19 protein-coding genes are annotated in these 14,202 nt (G+C 62.0%); 15 read left to right on the top strand and 4 right to left on the bottom strand.

Features of this window, described 5'->3' with window-relative positions; genetic code table 11:
- Positions 1-86: 86 nt before the first annotated feature.
- A complete protein-coding gene (locus F1609_RS17915; RefSeq protein WP_167077768.1) occupies positions 87-2,171 on the bottom strand; it encodes an AsmA family protein in 2,085 nt (694 codons plus the stop codon).
- Between the two features lie 185 nt (positions 2,172-2,356).
- Between F1609_RS17915 and F1609_RS17920 the strand changes: the two genes are divergently transcribed.
- The 7 genes from F1609_RS17920 to F1609_RS17950 all read left to right on the top strand — a co-directional run bounded on the left by F1609_RS17920 (position 2,357) and on the right by F1609_RS17950 (position 7,010).
- On the top strand, positions 2,357-2,749 hold the full coding sequence (locus tag F1609_RS17920; RefSeq protein WP_166880443.1) for a DUF4398 domain-containing protein: 393 nt from the start codon (positions 2,357-2,359) through the stop codon (positions 2,747-2,749).
- A gap of 150 nt (positions 2,750-2,899) precedes the next feature.
- A complete protein-coding gene (locus F1609_RS17925) occupies positions 2,900-3,835 on the top strand; it encodes an OmpA family protein (protein ID WP_167077769.1) in 936 nt (311 codons plus the stop codon).
- Between the two features lie 45 nt (positions 3,836-3,880).
- Entirely contained in the window at positions 3,881-4,420 is a 540-nt protein-coding gene (locus tag F1609_RS17930) for a ferritin-like domain-containing protein (protein ID WP_166880439.1), read from the top strand.
- A gap of 55 nt (positions 4,421-4,475) precedes the next feature.
- Positions 4,476-4,814, top strand: coding sequence for an ElaB/YgaM/YqjD family protein (locus F1609_RS17935; RefSeq protein ID WP_167077770.1), 339 nt, complete (start codon positions 4,476-4,478; stop codon positions 4,812-4,814).
- 18 nt (positions 4,815-4,832) lie between these two features.
- Positions 4,833-5,219, top strand: coding sequence for a phage holin family protein (locus tag F1609_RS17940; protein ID WP_167077771.1), 387 nt, complete (start codon positions 4,833-4,835; stop codon positions 5,217-5,219).
- A gap of 26 nt (positions 5,220-5,245) precedes the next feature.
- Complete coding sequence (locus F1609_RS17945; RefSeq protein WP_187363052.1) at positions 5,246-5,638, top strand: hypothetical protein; 393 nt, start codon at positions 5,246-5,248, stop codon at positions 5,636-5,638.
- A 220-nt stretch (positions 5,639-5,858) separates the two neighbouring features.
- Positions 5,859-7,010, top strand: a complete 1,152-nt coding sequence (locus F1609_RS17950; RefSeq protein ID WP_167077772.1) for a patatin-like phospholipase family protein — start codon at positions 5,859-5,861, stop codon at positions 7,008-7,010.
- A 57-nt stretch (positions 7,011-7,067) separates the two neighbouring features.
- Here the strand turns inward: F1609_RS17950 and F1609_RS17955 are convergent, their stop codons facing one another.
- The 3 genes from F1609_RS17955 to F1609_RS17965 all read right to left on the bottom strand — a co-directional run bounded on the left by F1609_RS17955 (position 7,068) and on the right by F1609_RS17965 (position 8,220).
- Positions 7,068-7,460, bottom strand: coding sequence for a hypothetical protein (locus F1609_RS17955; RefSeq protein ID WP_229421933.1), 393 nt, complete (start codon positions 7,458-7,460; stop codon positions 7,068-7,070).
- A 71-nt stretch (positions 7,461-7,531) separates the two neighbouring features.
- Positions 7,532-7,684 carry a DUF3309 family protein gene (locus F1609_RS17960; protein ID WP_166880428.1) on the bottom strand — a complete coding sequence of 51 codons (153 nt, stop codon included), beginning with the start codon at positions 7,682-7,684 and terminating at the stop codon, positions 7,532-7,534.
- Positions 7,685-7,758: 74 nt separating this feature from the next.
- Positions 7,759-8,220, bottom strand: coding sequence for an outer membrane lipoprotein (locus F1609_RS17965; RefSeq protein ID WP_167077773.1), 462 nt, complete (start codon positions 8,218-8,220; stop codon positions 7,759-7,761).
- A gap of 208 nt (positions 8,221-8,428) precedes the next feature.
- Between F1609_RS17965 and F1609_RS17970 the strand changes: the two genes are divergently transcribed.
- The 8 genes from F1609_RS17970 (at position 8,429) to F1609_RS18005 (ending at position 14,189) form a co-directional block, all read left to right on the top strand.
- A complete protein-coding gene (locus tag F1609_RS17970) occupies positions 8,429-8,977 on the top strand; it encodes a hypothetical protein (protein WP_167077774.1) in 549 nt (182 codons plus the stop codon).
- A gap of 72 nt (positions 8,978-9,049) precedes the next feature.
- Complete coding sequence (locus F1609_RS17975; protein WP_166880422.1) at positions 9,050-9,364, top strand: BON domain-containing protein; 315 nt, start codon at positions 9,050-9,052, stop codon at positions 9,362-9,364.
- A gap of 69 nt (positions 9,365-9,433) precedes the next feature.
- A complete protein-coding gene (locus F1609_RS17980; protein ID WP_167077775.1) occupies positions 9,434-10,684 on the top strand; it encodes an AI-2E family transporter in 1,251 nt (416 codons plus the stop codon).
- 103 nt (positions 10,685-10,787) lie between these two features.
- Positions 10,788-11,735, top strand: a complete 948-nt coding sequence (locus F1609_RS17985) for a polysaccharide deacetylase family protein (protein ID WP_167077776.1) — start codon at positions 10,788-10,790, stop codon at positions 11,733-11,735.
- 6 nt (positions 11,736-11,741) lie between these two features.
- The gene (locus F1609_RS17990; RefSeq protein ID WP_167077777.1) at positions 11,742-13,001 is read left to right on the top strand and encodes a lipoprotein-releasing ABC transporter permease subunit; all 1,260 of its coding nucleotides are present in this window, start codon (positions 11,742-11,744) and stop codon (positions 12,999-13,001) included.
- Between the two features lie 36 nt (positions 13,002-13,037).
- Positions 13,038-13,370 carry a hypothetical protein gene (locus tag F1609_RS17995; RefSeq protein ID WP_167077778.1) on the top strand — a complete coding sequence of 111 codons (333 nt, stop codon included), beginning with the start codon at positions 13,038-13,040 and terminating at the stop codon, positions 13,368-13,370.
- A 50-nt stretch (positions 13,371-13,420) separates the two neighbouring features.
- Positions 13,421-13,765, top strand: a complete 345-nt coding sequence (locus F1609_RS18000; protein WP_167077779.1) for a hypothetical protein — start codon at positions 13,421-13,423, stop codon at positions 13,763-13,765.
- Positions 13,758-14,189: a hypothetical protein gene (locus tag F1609_RS18005; RefSeq protein ID WP_167077780.1), complete on the top strand. Its 432-nt coding sequence runs from the start codon at positions 13,758-13,760 to the stop codon at positions 14,187-14,189. The genes F1609_RS18000 and F1609_RS18005 overlap by 8 nt, the downstream gene beginning before the upstream one ends.
- The last annotated feature ends 13 nt before the right edge of the window (positions 14,190-14,202 follow it).

Genomic DNA, 14,202 nt, shown 5'->3' on the forward strand with positions numbered 1-14,202 from the left:
CCAACCGATACGTCTAGATTAGGGCTTGCCGAGCTCGTGGTCTGTTCGGCAACGCACATAAGTGACAAAACGCAATTTTTTTGGAATCAGCGGCGCGGGCGGACGTTTTGGGCCGAGGGTGCGCTCTTGCCCGGCGGCGGCGCCACCGGCTTTTCGCGCGCTTCGGCCAGCAAGCGAGCGCAGCCGCTTTCCTGGCCCGGACCGGTATTGACCAGGGGCAGCAGGGCGGCCGGGGCTGCGACCAGGCCCAGCGCAACCGCGCCACCCGCCTTCAGGGCCAGCACGCCCTTGTCGACGCTCACCTCCGGCTTGGAGAAGCTGCCGCGCAGGTGCAGGGGCGAGCGCAGCGAAAAGATGCGCAAGCCCTTGGTCTTGGGATTCAAGGTCAGGTCCATCTGTTCGTTGGCCAGGTTGATGGTGCCGTCGCCCGTGATGGCCGCCTCTTCGGTATCGACCACGAAGGTGCGCGTCTGCATCAGCCCGTTGGTGACCTGGAAATCGCTGGCCATGCAATTGAGCTTGACCTGCTTGTCGCCGAACAGTTTGGTCAGCACGATATTGCCGATGTTCAGGCCAGCCTGTTCGAGCAGCATCTTGCTCACCGTGCCTTCGTCGATCAGCGCCTTGACTTCGCCATTCGAGGCCGCCAGCAAGGACGCCACCGAATTGCCGGTGCTTGACAACTGCGCGTCGCCATTGATCTGGCCGACCGTGGCCTTCATGCCTTCAACCGAGGGAAACAGTTCCTTGATCTTGATGTGGCGCGCGCTGACCTTGGCGGTGGCCTTGATGGCTTGCTTGCCATTGCCGCTGCCATCGAGCTTGATGGTGGAGGTGACGCTGCCGCCGGCCATCTGGAAATTCATCGGCGCCAGGGTCAGCACCCCATCCTTGAGGATCAGGTGGGTCGACAGTTTGCTGATCGGCAGCTGCTTTTCGCGCACGATGCGCTCGGCCGCGTAGTGCACGTCGGCGTCGATCGCGGTCCAGCGTTCGGTGCGGAACGATTCGACCGGCAGCACCTTGCCGCTCGGCTGCACCGCCTCGACCCCGCGCGCCTCCTTGCTGGCGTTCGAATCGGCGCCCACCAGCGGCCCCAGATCGGCGAACTGCAGCAGTTTCGACGACACCTTGCCACTCAGTTTGCCGCGTGGCTTGCCGGTCTGGTATTCCATATGCCCGGCGATATCGCTCGAACCGACCTTGCCGGTAAATTTGTCGTAGACCCAGCGGCTGCCGGCCTCGCCGAGCTCGCCGGTCAGGCGGCCCTCGGTGCGAAAGGCCGGCGTTTCCGGCAGCAGCAGCCCGGTCAGGGTGTACAGGCGCGCCATGCTGGCGCCCGAGAGCTTCAGGCGCACATCGACCGCCGCCAGCTTGGTCGGCTTGGTGATCGTGCCTTCGATTTCGATGTGGGTTTTTCCGACGCGCAGGTCGGCCTGGAGCGGATAGGGGGTGCTCTGCTCCTTGAGCGAGAGCACTGCGCCGGCCTTGCCGCCGCCGGTCACCGGGCCGTTGTTATAGGTGCCGCGCAGCTTCCAGCTGATTCCGTAGGCGGGGTCGGCGTTGACGGTGTCGACGTCGGCGCTCAGGTCGATGTCCTCGATCGCATCGTTGAACTTGACCACGCCCTTGGTAAACACCACGCGTTCGAGGTCGAGCTTCCAGCGTGCCGGCTTGTCTTCATTGCGGAAGGTCCAGTTGTTCTTGCCATCCTTGTCGCGCCGCAGGTCGACGGCCGGGGCGTCGAAGCGCAGCACCGGAATGGCGATGGTCTTGTGCAGCAGCGAGAAAGGGTTGAGCGAAAACGAGAACTGTTTGACGGAAGCCATGTCACCCGTGCCCATCCCGCCCGGCTGGCCCACGTGCACATCGTTGGCGACCAGGTGCGGCCAGGGCACCAGATCGCGCCAGGTGCGGTCGCGCTCGGCCATGACGGCGGACGGCTTTTCCCAGCTCAGGTCGAGGTTGCCCTTGATGTTGAACGGACGGTCGATCGCTTCGCTGGCCTTGGCGTTGAGCCACGGACGGGCCTTGTTCCAGTCGTAGGTGAGCAGGATGGCGAGCGCGATCAGTGGAATGGCGACCAGCACGGCCACGATGGCGAGAATAATTTTGGTGCGGCGCGCGATCGGTGTGCGACGGCCGGACGGGACCGGGGCGGCTTGGCTCATGATTATCCTTATTGTGAGAATAGGGTCACTTTAAGCGATATGGGTGGCACTTTTGTGTACGTTAGCGCACGGTCGGCCAGCCCCTTGCACGTAAAACATTTGCTATGTGCGGCAGCGAACCGAACTTGCCAATAAATCAGCTTATAACGTTATCACGACATCACTACACCTCATGGAGAAACACGATGAATGCACAAATCAAGAATCAAGTCAGTAAAGTTCTTTGCGCCGCACTGGTTATGACACTGGTCGCTTGCGCCAGTTCGCAAAAAGCACCGGCAACGGCTGATGTTGCCGTGTCGAAGAATGCCGTCGAAAACGCTGTGAGCGCCGGCGCCGCCGATCTGGCCCCGGAAGAAATCAACGCCGCCCGCACCAAGATGATGCAGGCCAACCAGGCCCTGGCCGCTAAAGATTACAAACTGGCGCGCGAACTGGCGACCCAGGCGCAGGCCGACGCCAAGCTGGCCCAGAGCAAGGCCAATTCGGCCAAGGCGACCACCGCCGCCAATGCACTCCAGGATGACCTGCGCGTGCTGCGCGAAGAAGTCGACCGCGCCAACAAGCCGCAACAATAATAAGAATAATAAGTCTGCCCAGCAGACAGATGCCGCGCGCCCTCACAGCGGCAGCGCAGGCCGAATGGCCGCGCACAGCAGTACCCAGAGCACAAGAAAACGTTTGAACTCCGCGCCACATGGCGCCATGACAACAAAAGGAACAATTCCATGAAACATACCCTGATCAAAACCGCTATCCTCGCCGCCGTCCTGACCCTTGGCGCTTGCAGCAGCGTGCCGACCACCACCCCATTGCTGGACCAGGCCCGTGGCGATTTCGTCGCCGCCAACAATAATTCGCGCGTCGCCACCTTCGCCCCGCTGGAATTCAAGCAGGCCAGCGAAGCGCTGGATCAAGCCAACGCCGCCGCCGCCCGCAAGGACAGCCTGGAACAGATCGACAAGCTGGCCTATCTGGCCAAGCAAAAAATCGCCACCGCACAAGAAATCGCCAAGCAGAAACAGGCTGAAGCCGATATCGCCTCGTCCGGCAAAGAACGCGACGCCGTGCGCCTCGAAGCGCGCACCGTCGAAGCCGACCGCGCCAAGATGGATGCCGCCGCCGCCAAGGCCGCCGCCGCCGCCGCTTCGGCCGATGCCGCCGCCGCCCAGAACCAGGCTGCCGCCGCTCAAGGCCAGGTCGCCGCCGCCGAAGCCCAGACCCGCGAAGCCCAGGCTCGCGCCGCCCAGCTCGAAGCGCTGATGACCGACCTGCAAGCGAAGAAAACCGAACGCGGCCTGGTCATCACGATCGGCGATGTGCTGTTCGGCGTGGACCAGGCCAACCTGACCGCGAACGGCCAGGCCACCCTGCGCAAGCTGGCCGATGCATTGGCACAGAACCCGAACCGCACCGTGCTGGTCGAAGGGTTTACCGACAGTACCGGCAGCACCGCGCATAACCAGCAATTGTCGGAAAAACGCGCCTCGTCCGTGCGCGCCGCGCTGGTCGAGATGGGCGTTGCCCGCGACCGCGTTGCAATGCGTGCGTATGGCGAAGCCTTCCCGGTCGCGCCGAATGACAACGCCGGCAACCGTCAGATGAACCGCCGCGTTGAAATCGTGCTGTCGAACGAAGGCGCCGCGATCGCGCCGCGCCGTTAATACCGAACACACTGCAGTAGCAACTTAATAGTAAAAGGAATCATCATGGACGACAATACCAAGCCACTGGCGCACGGATTCGACGTGAAAGCCATCCGCCAGGCAGCGGCCAATCTGGACGACGGCGCCGTCACGGACGGCTACGCAGCCGACCGTGAAGCGGTCATCAACATGCTGAACGACGCGCTCGCCACCGAACTGGTGTGCGTGCTGCGCTACAAGCGCCACTACTACACCGTCAGCGGCGTGGGCAACGGTCCGATCAAGGCCGAGTTCCTGGAGCACGCGCAACAGGAGCAGGAACACGCCGACTCGCTGGCCGAACGCATCGTCCAGCTCAATGGTTCGCCGAATTTTAATCCGGCCACCCTGACCGCGCGCAGCCATGCCGAATACGACGATTCGGACGACGTGCAAGCGATGATCCGCTCGAACCTGATCGCCGAGCGCGTGGCGATCGAGTCATACCGTCAGATGATTGCCGCCATTGGCGAGAAGGACCCGACCACCAAGGCGCTGCTGGTAAGCATCATGGCGGTCGAAGAAGAGCACGCGGACGACATGCGCGACCTGCTGGCGCACTAAAAGCAAAAACGGTAACACTTTACAGACTTTTTTCAACCCACCACTGGAGTTCATCATGTTAGATACCAACACCCGCACGAACGGCGTTTCCAACCTGAACGGCAATGTGAACGCCGTGCAAACCGACGTCAAGACCCTGGTCAAGGATGCCCAGACCCTGCTGTCCGCAGCGGCCGCACTGACCGGAGAGAAAGCCGAAGACATGCGCGCACGCGGCATGGAAATGCTGGACGTGGCGCTGGGCAAGGCATCGCAAGTGCAAGGTCAAGCTATCGTCAAAGGCAAGGAACTGGCGCACACCGCCGATGTCTATGTTAAGGACAACCCATGGCGCACCATCGCCGCCGCTGCCAGCGTCGGCTTGCTGGTCGGTGTGATCCTGGGCCGTAAATAATTCAAGCCGGGAGAAGCCATGGACAAAACAACAGCGGCAGTACATGGCCCCGGCCTGATGGGCGGCCTGACAGGGCTGGCAAAAAATGTCTTCGGACTCGTGGTGTCGCGCGTGGAACTGGCGGCACTCGAGTTGTCCGAAGTGCGCAATCATGTGCTTGAATTGCTGGTGGTTTTTTCGCTGGCAGTGCTGTGCGCCATGTTTGCGTTGGCCTACGGTAGCGCGACAATTGTTGCGCTGGCCTGGGAAAGCATGGGCTGGAAAATCCTCCTCATCATGTTTGCCGTGTTCATCGCCGTGACGATCGGCCTCGTGCTCAAGGCCAAGGCCATGCTCAAAGAGGGCAAGCTGGCTTTCCCCGAGACCATGAACGAACTCAAGAACGATCGCGACATGCTGCTGTAAGCGGCACTTCAGACGGGAGTATTACGATGGATAACATTATCGGGCTCGAAAAATCCCCTGGCACAGGGGGCGACAAGACCGAATCGGTAGCCGAACGCAAGGCGCGCCTGCTGCGCCAGGGCGATTTCTACCGTGTCGGCATTGCCCACGCCAAAGCCCGGATCAAGCACGATGCGCGTCCCGACGTGCTGTTTCACTCGGCACTCGACCATGCGACCTTTGCGGTCCGTTCGCGGATCGACAGCGTGCTGCATCCGACCGGCATCAGTGTCGCGTCGATCATGCCGTACGCCGCGACCATCATCGGCTTCATCACGCGGCGCCGGCTGATCAAGCCCGCGCTCGGCGTGGCGGCCGTGCTGGGCGGCGTGGCGTGGTACTTGCAACAGCGCCGCACAGGGCAGACGCAACAACTGTGACGCGCACAGCGCGCCGCAATACGTCTGAACTGTTTAGTTACCATGCCGGGCAAGCGAACCCGGCCTCGCAATAAGAACGGAAAGATATGGTGGGGCTTGAGCGGCGTCGTAATCTTCGGATTCGACGCCGTCTTTTTTTGCTGGTATCGTTTTCATCCCTGGTCGTTTTTCGTATATTCACTTCTTCCATTCCCATTCCCGACTCGATTCCGGCCATCCTATGACTGACCCAAATAAACTCAACCCCGACAAGCTGCGCATTGTGCTGGTCCTGCAAGGGGGCGGCGCGCTGGGCGCCTACCAGGCCGGCGTGTACCAGGCGCTGCACGAGCACAACCTGGTGCCGGACTGGATCGTCGGCACTTCGATCGGCGCCATCAATGCTGCCCTGATCGCCGGCAACGAACAATCGGTGCGGCTGGAGAAAATCAAGGCTTTCTGGGACCGGGTGTCGCATGCCGACACGCTGGACATGACCCGGGTCGACGACCGCCAGCGGCGCTCGAATATCTGGCTCAACACCTTTGATACCGTCATGCGCGGGGTGCCGGGCTTTTTCAAGCCGCGCCTGTTCAGCGGTTTTCCATTCGGGATGACGGTTGCGCCGGAAGAAGCCTCGTTTTACGACACCACGCCGCTGCGCGACACGCTCCGCGAACTGGTCGACTTCGACTATCTGAACGAAGAGGGCGGCATGCGCCTGACGGTCAACGCCGTCAATGTGCGCACCGGCGAACTGGCGCATTTCGACAGCCAGGGCGGCGACCTGTGCGCCGACCATGTGCGCGCCAGCGGCAGCCTGCCGCCGGCCTTCGCCCCGGTGCGCATCGATGGCGAGCTGTACTGGGACGGCGGCCTGTATTCGAACACCCCGCTCGAATCGGTGCTGCGCGAGCTGCCCGGTGGCGACACCATCTGCTTCATGGTCGACCTGTGGAGTGCGGAAGGCGAGGAGCCGGTGACGATGGACCAGGTCAATACGCGCCAGAAAGACGTGACCTACGCGTCACGCTCGAAACGCCATATCGAAGACTACAGCGCCACCCATGCGCTGCAGCACAAGCTGCGCCAGATGTATGCGCGCATGCCCGAGGCCGAGCGCACCGAGGAAGACCGGCGCGAGCTCGCAGCGCTCGGCTGCGACGCCACACTGCACATCGTGCGCATTCCCTATGCGGGGCACGACTGGCATATGGCGTCCAAGGACGTCAATTTTTCCAGGGGGTCGATCGAATGGCGCTGGGAGCAGGGCTACCGCGATGCGCTGCGCGCGCTCAAGCACGCGGGCTGGCTGCTGATGGTGGCCGAAGAAACGGCCGTGGTGGTGCACGAATTGCCGCCGGACCAGGATGACTGGGTCGCGGCGGCATAAAGCGTTGCTGCCGGGAGCGTCGGCCGTCGATGCGGCGCGCCCGGCAGGCAGGTCCGGTCAGCCGCCCATGGCAGCCTGGGCGCGCGCGCCGGCCATGTCTTTCTGGTAGTTCGCTTGCGCTTCTTTGTTGCAAGCGCTGCGCTCGGACGCCGGCAGGGCGCGGCATGCGCCTTTGGCTTCCTGCAGGGCCGCACCCATTTCCTTGCGCAAGGTGCGCAGGCGTGCCTCCGGGGTAGCGTCTTCTTGCGACCAGCGCGCCGGATCGCCACGGGCGATTTCGGCCGCTTGCTGGCGCGCGGTGGCGGCCGGCACGTTCTGGTCGGTCGAGGTTTGCGGCAGCTGGGCGCTGGCGATACTCATGCCCATCAGGCAGGCGGCGGCGACGCTGGCGCGCAGCAGGCCGGTCAATGGGCCGCTGGTGCGTGGCGTGTTGTTGTCGGGCTTGCGCATGGCAGCTCCTTTTCTGGTTGTTGATGGTGGGGTAAAAAAAACCGGCGCACGCGGCGCCGGTTGTCGACTTGTTACAGACGCCCGGTCAGGAGCAGCACGATGAGCACCACCACGATCAGGCCGGTGATGCCGCTTGGGCCGTATCCCCAGCTGCGGCTGTGGTTCCAGGTAGGAAGGGCGCCGATCAGGGCAAGAATGAGGATAACGAGAAGAATGGTACCCATGGTGGGCTCCTTTAAAAGTCGATCTGTCTGTGCAGATCGTGAGTTATATGAATGGTGGGGATGCTGTTAAATAATTAGTAACGGTAGACGCGGCCGTCGACCACGCGTACGCGGTTGCCGACGCGCAGGTCGTACACGCTGTCCTGCACAACCGTGCGGGTTTCGCCGTTTTGCAGGCGAACGTTAATCTGGTACATCTCCTGGCCATTACCGGCATTGCGGTTGGCTTCGACCTTGTTGCCGACCACGGCGCCGCCGACGGCACCGGCGACAGTCGCTGCGGTACGGCCGCTGCCGCTGCCGACCTGATTACCGACCAGTGCGCCGACAATACCGCCGACAACCGCACCGGCGCCGTTGGTCTGGCCGTCATTGCGGGTGACCTGGATCGATTCGATGGTGCCGTAGCCCGCCGACGAGGAGGCTGGATTGTCGTAGCTGCCATTGTTGACAGGCTGGGACGAGGTGCTGGCACAGCCGCTGAGCATGGCAGTGGTGGCGATGACGATTGCTGCGATAGTCTGGTTCGATTTCATGTTGTTCTCCTGACAAAGTGTGAAGCCAGCATAATCAGCAAGCACCATGGGGTCTGTGCGCTGCCGCACTCAGTTTAATTCAGTTGAGTTTGGCTTAAACTGTTGGGTTTTTGCCACTAATCTCGCTGTGTTCGCCAGCGTACAGATGTTGGGCGGTACTTCCCGTAAAACGGAAGGCAGCGATGTATTGTCACCGGAGAAAAGCAAGATGAAACGAGCAGTCACCCCCGCCTTGATCGGCGCCTTCCTGATGTCGGCCGCCTTGTCGGCCAGTGCGGCGACCCCGGAAGCGAAGGCGGCCTACAAGCAGGCCACAGCGGCGGCGACCGCCACCTACAAGGCGGCGCGTGCGCAATGCGACGTGATTACCGGCAACCCCAAAGAGGTGTGCGTGGAAGAAGCCAAGGCAGCGCGCGTGCGCACCGTGGAAGAAGCGAGCGCCATCTACAAGAACACGCTCAAAGCCTATACCCAGTCGCGCCAGACGATCGCCTCGGCCAACTTCGACCTCGACAAGGCCAAGTGCCGTGCGCTGACCGGCAACGACAAGGATGTCTGCATGCAGCAGGCAAAATCGACCCTGATCGCGGCCCAGGCCGACGCCAGGGCCGACAAGAAAGCGATCGAAGCGCGCACCGATGCGCGCGACGACAAACGGACGGCCGAGTACAAAGTCGCGCTTGAAAAGTGCGATGCGTTTGCCGGTGCGGTCAAGGACACGTGTGTCTCGGCCGCGAAATCGCAGTATGGTAAATAAGTAACAAGCAAGCTATGCTGCAACAGCTCATATAGAGCAATTTTTTTTGAACCACCCACCAAGGAGTCCACTATGAAAATCGCAAAACGTCTGTCGACCATGCTGTTTGCCGCCACCCTCGTCGCCACCATGGCTGGTTGCGCCTCGACCGCCACCAAAGAAGGCACCGGCGAATTTATCGATGACACCGTGATCACCGCCAAAGTCAAGGCATCGATCTTCAACGAGCCTACCCTCAAAGCGTCGGAAATCAACGTTGAAACCTTCAAGGGCGACGTGCAGTTGTCCGGCTTCGTGGCCGATCCGGCCGATGCCACCAAAGCGGCCGATGTGGCACGCGGCGTGAAAGGTGTAGTATCGGTCAAGAACGACGTACGTGTGAAGTAAGCTGAGCTCTTCAGGCCGGCCCGCAGTGGCCGGCCTGCGGTGCCGGCTCTAATAATATGTGAAGATTTTATGCAGCTTGCAGATCCGATTCCGGCCCCCGCCAATCCCAATCCCGCTCCTTCCACCGAGAGCGGCGCCGTCAAGGCAGCCCCCGCCGACGCCGGCGCGGAGCATCACGACCCACTGACTGCCAGTTCCACTGCCGCGCACGCGCTGCGCATCCCGATTCATGTCAACGCGCGCGGGCTGGCGCTGGGCATTATCGCGACGATTGCCTTCGTCTATGCGCTCCAGTGGGCACAAAAATTCCTGGTCCCGCTGCTGCTCGGGATCTTTATCGCCTACACGCTCAATCCGCTGGTGCTGTTCCTCGAACGGCGCATGCGCATCAAGCGCGCCATCGGCGCCACCATCGTCACCGTGGTCATCTTGGTGCTGATGGGCGGGGTGCTGAACCGGGTGCAGGGCGAGTTTTTCAACATCATCGACGAATTGCCGACGATTACGCAAAAGGTCACGCGCATCCTGACCCGCGCCAGCGGCGGACAGCCGAGCACGATCCAGCAGATGCAGGCGGCCGCCTCCCAGATCGAGCAAGCCACTTCCAGCGTCGGCGGGCAAAAATCGGCGGCGCGCAAGGCCATGCCGGCCGCGGCGGCCGCCGGCGGCAGTTTCAAGATCATGGACTGGGTACTGGCCGGGTCGATGGGCTTCATCGGTTTTGTCACGCAGGCGACCATGGTAGTGTTCCTGGTGTTCTTTTTGCTCCTTGCGGGAGACACCTTCAAGCGCAAGCTGGTCAAACTGACCGGACCGTCGCTGAGCCGCAAGAAGGTGACCGTGCACATCCTGGACGACATCAATACCTCGATCCAGAACTATATGTTCATGCTGCTGGTCACGAATACCTTGCTGGCCTTGCTGATGTGGGTCGCGCTGCGCGCCATCGGCCTCGAAAATGCGGGCGCCTGGGCGATTTTTGCCGGCCTGATGCACATCATGCCGTACTTCGGCCCGCTGTTGATCACTGCGCTGACCGGCCTGGTTGCCTTCATGCAGTTCGAATCGCTGGAAATGGTGCTGCTGGTGGCCGGCGCCTCGCTGGCGATTGCCACCCTGGTCGGCACCGTGATTGCCACCTGGATGACCGGCAAGATCGCCAAGATGAACCCGGCCGCCGTGTTCGTCAGCCTGCTGTTCTGGGGCTGGCTGTGGGGCATGTGGGGCTTGCTGCTCGGCGTGCCGGTGGTCGTGATGATCAAGGTCGTGGCCGAACGGGTCGAAGGCATGGAAGTGCTGGCCGAGCTGCTGGGCGAGTAAGCCGGTGTCGGCGGCGGCGGCGGCGGGGCGGGGGCGATGCCTTTGCGCCCGCGCCGCCGTATGTTAGGCTTGCAGATCGTCAATTCAGAAGCGCGCCTTGTCCATGCTCCAGTTAAAAAATCTTGCGCTCGCGCTCTCCAGGGGCGCGCTCGCCGTGCTCTGTTGCGGCATCGTCGCTGGCGCCGCCTGCGCCCAATCGGTCGCCTTCACCTTCGATGACGGTCCTTCGCTGGCCGACACACCACGTTTCACGCCGCAGCAGCGCAACCAGGCGATGCTCGATGCCCTCGCCAGGCACAAGGTCAAGGCAGCGCTGTTCGTTACCGCCGGCAATGGCGCCGACAAGCCGGCCGGCTACGCGCTGGCACGCGCCTGGGGCGAGGCTGGCCACGTCATCGGCAACCACACGATGACCCATCCGGATCTCGACAGCGCCAAGGTCAGCCTGGCGCGATACCAGCAGGAAGTGCTGGAGTGCGACAAGATCACTGCCACCTTGCCCGGTTACCAGAAATGGTTCCGCTACACCTATCTGCGCGAAGGCAGCGAACCCGGCAAACGCGAGGGCATGCGCGACTTTCTCGCCGCGCAGGGCTACCGCAACGCCTATGTCACGCTCGACACCAGCGACTGGCGCCTCGACGAACACCTTGCCGAGACCTTGGCGAAGAACAGCAAGGCCGACCTGGCGCCCCTGAAAAAAGCGTACCTCGCGCATGTGCGCGAACGCGCGCTGGCCTACCGCGCCATGTCGCAGCGGCTACAGGGACGCGATATTGCTCAGGTGATTTTGCTACACCACAATCTGATCAACGCGCTGTTTCTCGACGACGTGATCGGCATGTTCAAGGAGATGGGCTGGACCATCGTCGCGCCGGCCAAGGCCTTCGAAGACCCGGTGTACCAGTTCTCGCCGCAACGTCCGGCACACGGACAAAGCCTGCTGCTGTCGATGTCGCGCAGCCTCGGCATGGACAAGCTGGACGACAAGAAACGCCTGCAAGACGATGGCGAGGCCGATATCGTCCGCCTGAAAGCACAAGGATACTAGGAAACCATGCTCGCTAATTTACCTTACGAATTACAGATCGCCCTGCGTTACACCAGCGCGCAACGCCGCAGCGAACGCAATCCGATGCTGTCGGTCATTTCGCTCATTTCGGTCAGCGGCATTGCGCTGGGCGTGGCCGCGCTGATCGTGGTGCTGTCGGTGATGAACGGCTTCCAGAAGGAAGTGGCGGCGCGCATGCTGTCGATGGTTCCGCACATTGAAGTCATGGACGAGCGCGGCGGCCTGCCCGACTGGGAGCAGACCCTGGCGCAGGCGCGCGGCAATCCGGCCGTGGCCGGCGGGGCGCCGTTCGTCACCTTGCAGGGCATGCTGCTGTACGACGAAACCATGCGCCCGGTGGCGGTGCAGGGCATCTTGCCGGCGGCCGAAAAAACCGTGTCGAGCATTGCCGGGCGTATTACCGGCGGCACCCTGGACGATTTGCAGCCGGGCCGCTTCAACATCGTGCTCGGCTACGCGCTGGCCGCCAAGCTGGGCGTGAAAGCGGGCGATAAATTGTCGCTGCTGGTGGCGCCGCAGGGCGCATCAACCACCGCCTGGGCACCGCGCCGGCAAGTCTTCACGGTGACCGGGACCTTCAACGTGGGGCACAACGATTACGATTCCACCGTGGCGCTGGCGCATATCGACGATGCGCGTTCGGTCGAGCAGCTGGCCTTGCCGACCGGACTGCGCCTGAGTTTGCATGACCTGCACCAGGCCCCGCGGGTGGCGCAGGAATTGTCCGCCAGCATGCCGCAGGAACTCATGTTCCGCGACTGGACGCGCCAGAACGAAGTCTGGTTCGCCGCCCTGCAATCGCAAAAGCGCATGATGTTCCTGATCCTGGTGCTGATTATTGCCGTGGCGGCGTTCAACCTGGTATCCACCCTGGTGATGAAGGTCAACGACAAGCAGGCCGATATTGCAATCCTGCGCACCCTGGGTGCTTCGCCGCGCTCGATCATGGCGGTGTTCATGATGCAGGGCGCGCTGGTCGGCGTGATCGGCACCGTGGCCGGGGTGGCGGCCGGCGTGCTGGTGGCGATGAATGTCCATGTCATCATGCCGGTAGTGGAGAAACTGATCGGCAGCAAGTTGCTGTCGCAAGAGATTTACTTCCTCAGTTCGGTGCCGTCGGACCCGCAATGGCAGGATATCGTCATGATTGCCGGCGTGTCGGTGGCGCTGTCGTTCGTGGCGACCTTGTATCCGAGTTATGGGGCGGCGCGGATCAATCCGGCGGAGTCCTTGCGTTACGAGTAGCACATCCGCAATTGGCTTGATGAACCAGGACCGACAATGATGAAACCCTTGCGTCAACAGTCAGCCGTGCTCGCCGAGTGGGCAAATGAACTCGCGCTGCGCTTCGACAGGCCAGTCGACCAGCTGCTCACATCCGGGCTGATGGCGACTGATTTTTCCAGAGCAGTGGAAGTGAGGACGCCGTACGGCATGACGGTCCGCTTCGACCTGGCGTTCTTCCTGGTGCGGCCCGCCGTGGCTCAGGCGGTTGTGTTTACCGAGCATAGCGGATACGTCGAATTCGATATGGTGGACGAAATGGCGTTTGCCGAAATCTCCGAGTCGACCTACTACCATGATGCAGAGCTTGAAAATCGGCCGATTCAGTAGCTGTTCGCCGCCGCATCGGCCGGTGCAGCTGCACGACGGATGGCAGCGTCATGATGCTTGAAGACTTCGGCCTTCACGATGCGACGCTGCTGGCGATTGATTTCGCGTGGGCCAGCGGTCAATGTGTCGTGCGAATCAGGCACACCTCGCTGGCCGATTGCATCCTGCTGTTCACAGAGGTAACCCGCCTTAGCGTGCCACGCACCCACCCTTGGGGCCCATCGCAGTCCATTCATTCGGCGTCGACACGCGTCCAGGGCCAGTTCGAGATAGAAATGCAATCCGGCGACCTGATCGGAATTGAGGCTGGCGCGGTACGCCTGGTGCAGTGTCGGCCGGGGACGACTTGGGATGACGCGACCATGCGCATGCATGAGGGATGGAACCATGAATGAAGTGCCTTTTTTTGTGAGGCGGCAGATCGACCAACGCGATTTGCTGCGCTTCTTCGAGCGCGAACTTGGCTTGTCCTGCGAGAGCATACTGCACCAAAAGGACACAGCGCTCGCCTTTCTGATGACGATCGAGCACGACGAGGGGTTTCGGCACTATGTCTATTTGTTCTGGCGCGAAGGGCCCGTGCTTGACAAGTCGCTTGCCCAGTTGGCCCCAATTTTTGCCGACGAGTTCGCGACCGAGATACTTTTCGAGTCGGAATCATCAATCGCGGACACCAGTGCGGAAGAGTGGCTTCTTGCAGTGCCTGGCGGCGGCGTTCCGACCCTCGTTTCAATCATTGATTTGGCAGATGGCATCGACGTTGCGGGCCCCTACTGCTTGATTGTGGCGGACGATCCGCTGATGCCACCGGACAGTTAACCAAGGGAGGATC

It is taken from the genome of Massilia aquatica (genome assembly GCF_011682045.1).
Lineage (GTDB): Bacteria > Pseudomonadota > Gammaproteobacteria > Burkholderiales > Burkholderiaceae_D > Telluria_A > Telluria_A aquatica.

Coding starts and splice junctions, on each gene's coding strand:
- F1609_RS17935 (WP_167077770.1), top strand. CDS start 4,476: ATGTTAGATACCAACACCCGCACGAACGGCGTTTCCAACCTGAACGGC.
- F1609_RS18000 (WP_167077779.1), top strand. CDS start 13,421: ATGATGCTTGAAGACTTCGGCCTTCACGATGCGACGCTGCTGGCGATT.
- F1609_RS17990 (WP_167077777.1), top strand. CDS start 11,742: ATGCTCGCTAATTTACCTTACGAATTACAGATCGCCCTGCGTTACACC.
- F1609_RS17920 (WP_166880443.1), top strand. CDS start 2,357: ATGAATGCACAAATCAAGAATCAAGTCAGTAAAGTTCTTTGCGCCGCA.
- F1609_RS17985 (WP_167077776.1), top strand. CDS start 10,788: ATGCTCCAGTTAAAAAATCTTGCGCTCGCGCTCTCCAGGGGCGCGCTC.
- F1609_RS17955 (WP_229421933.1), bottom strand. CDS start 7,460: ATGCGCAAGCCCGACAACAACACGCCACGCACCAGCGGCCCATTGACC.
- F1609_RS17965 (WP_167077773.1), bottom strand. CDS start 8,220: ATGAAATCGAACCAGACTATCGCAGCAATCGTCATCGCCACCACTGCC.
- F1609_RS17930 (WP_166880439.1), top strand. CDS start 3,881: ATGGACGACAATACCAAGCCACTGGCGCACGGATTCGACGTGAAAGCC.
- F1609_RS17940 (WP_167077771.1), top strand. CDS start 4,833: ATGGACAAAACAACAGCGGCAGTACATGGCCCCGGCCTGATGGGCGGC.
- F1609_RS17995 (WP_167077778.1), top strand. CDS start 13,038: ATGATGAAACCCTTGCGTCAACAGTCAGCCGTGCTCGCCGAGTGGGCA.
- F1609_RS17970 (WP_167077774.1), top strand. CDS start 8,429: ATGAAACGAGCAGTCACCCCCGCCTTGATCGGCGCCTTCCTGATGTCG.
- F1609_RS17915 (WP_167077768.1), bottom strand. CDS start 2,171: ATGAGCCAAGCCGCCCCGGTCCCGTCCGGCCGTCGCACACCGATCGCG.
- F1609_RS17960 (WP_166880428.1), bottom strand. CDS start 7,684: ATGGGTACCATTCTTCTCGTTATCCTCATTCTTGCCCTGATCGGCGCC.
- F1609_RS18005 (WP_167077780.1), top strand. CDS start 13,758: ATGAATGAAGTGCCTTTTTTTGTGAGGCGGCAGATCGACCAACGCGAT.
- F1609_RS17945 (WP_187363052.1), top strand. CDS start 5,246: ATGGATAACATTATCGGGCTCGAAAAATCCCCTGGCACAGGGGGCGAC.
- F1609_RS17950 (WP_167077772.1), top strand. CDS start 5,859: ATGACTGACCCAAATAAACTCAACCCCGACAAGCTGCGCATTGTGCTG.
- F1609_RS17975 (WP_166880422.1), top strand. CDS start 9,050: ATGAAAATCGCAAAACGTCTGTCGACCATGCTGTTTGCCGCCACCCTC.
- F1609_RS17925 (WP_167077769.1), top strand. CDS start 2,900: ATGAAACATACCCTGATCAAAACCGCTATCCTCGCCGCCGTCCTGACC.
- F1609_RS17980 (WP_167077775.1), top strand. CDS start 9,434: ATGCAGCTTGCAGATCCGATTCCGGCCCCCGCCAATCCCAATCCCGCT.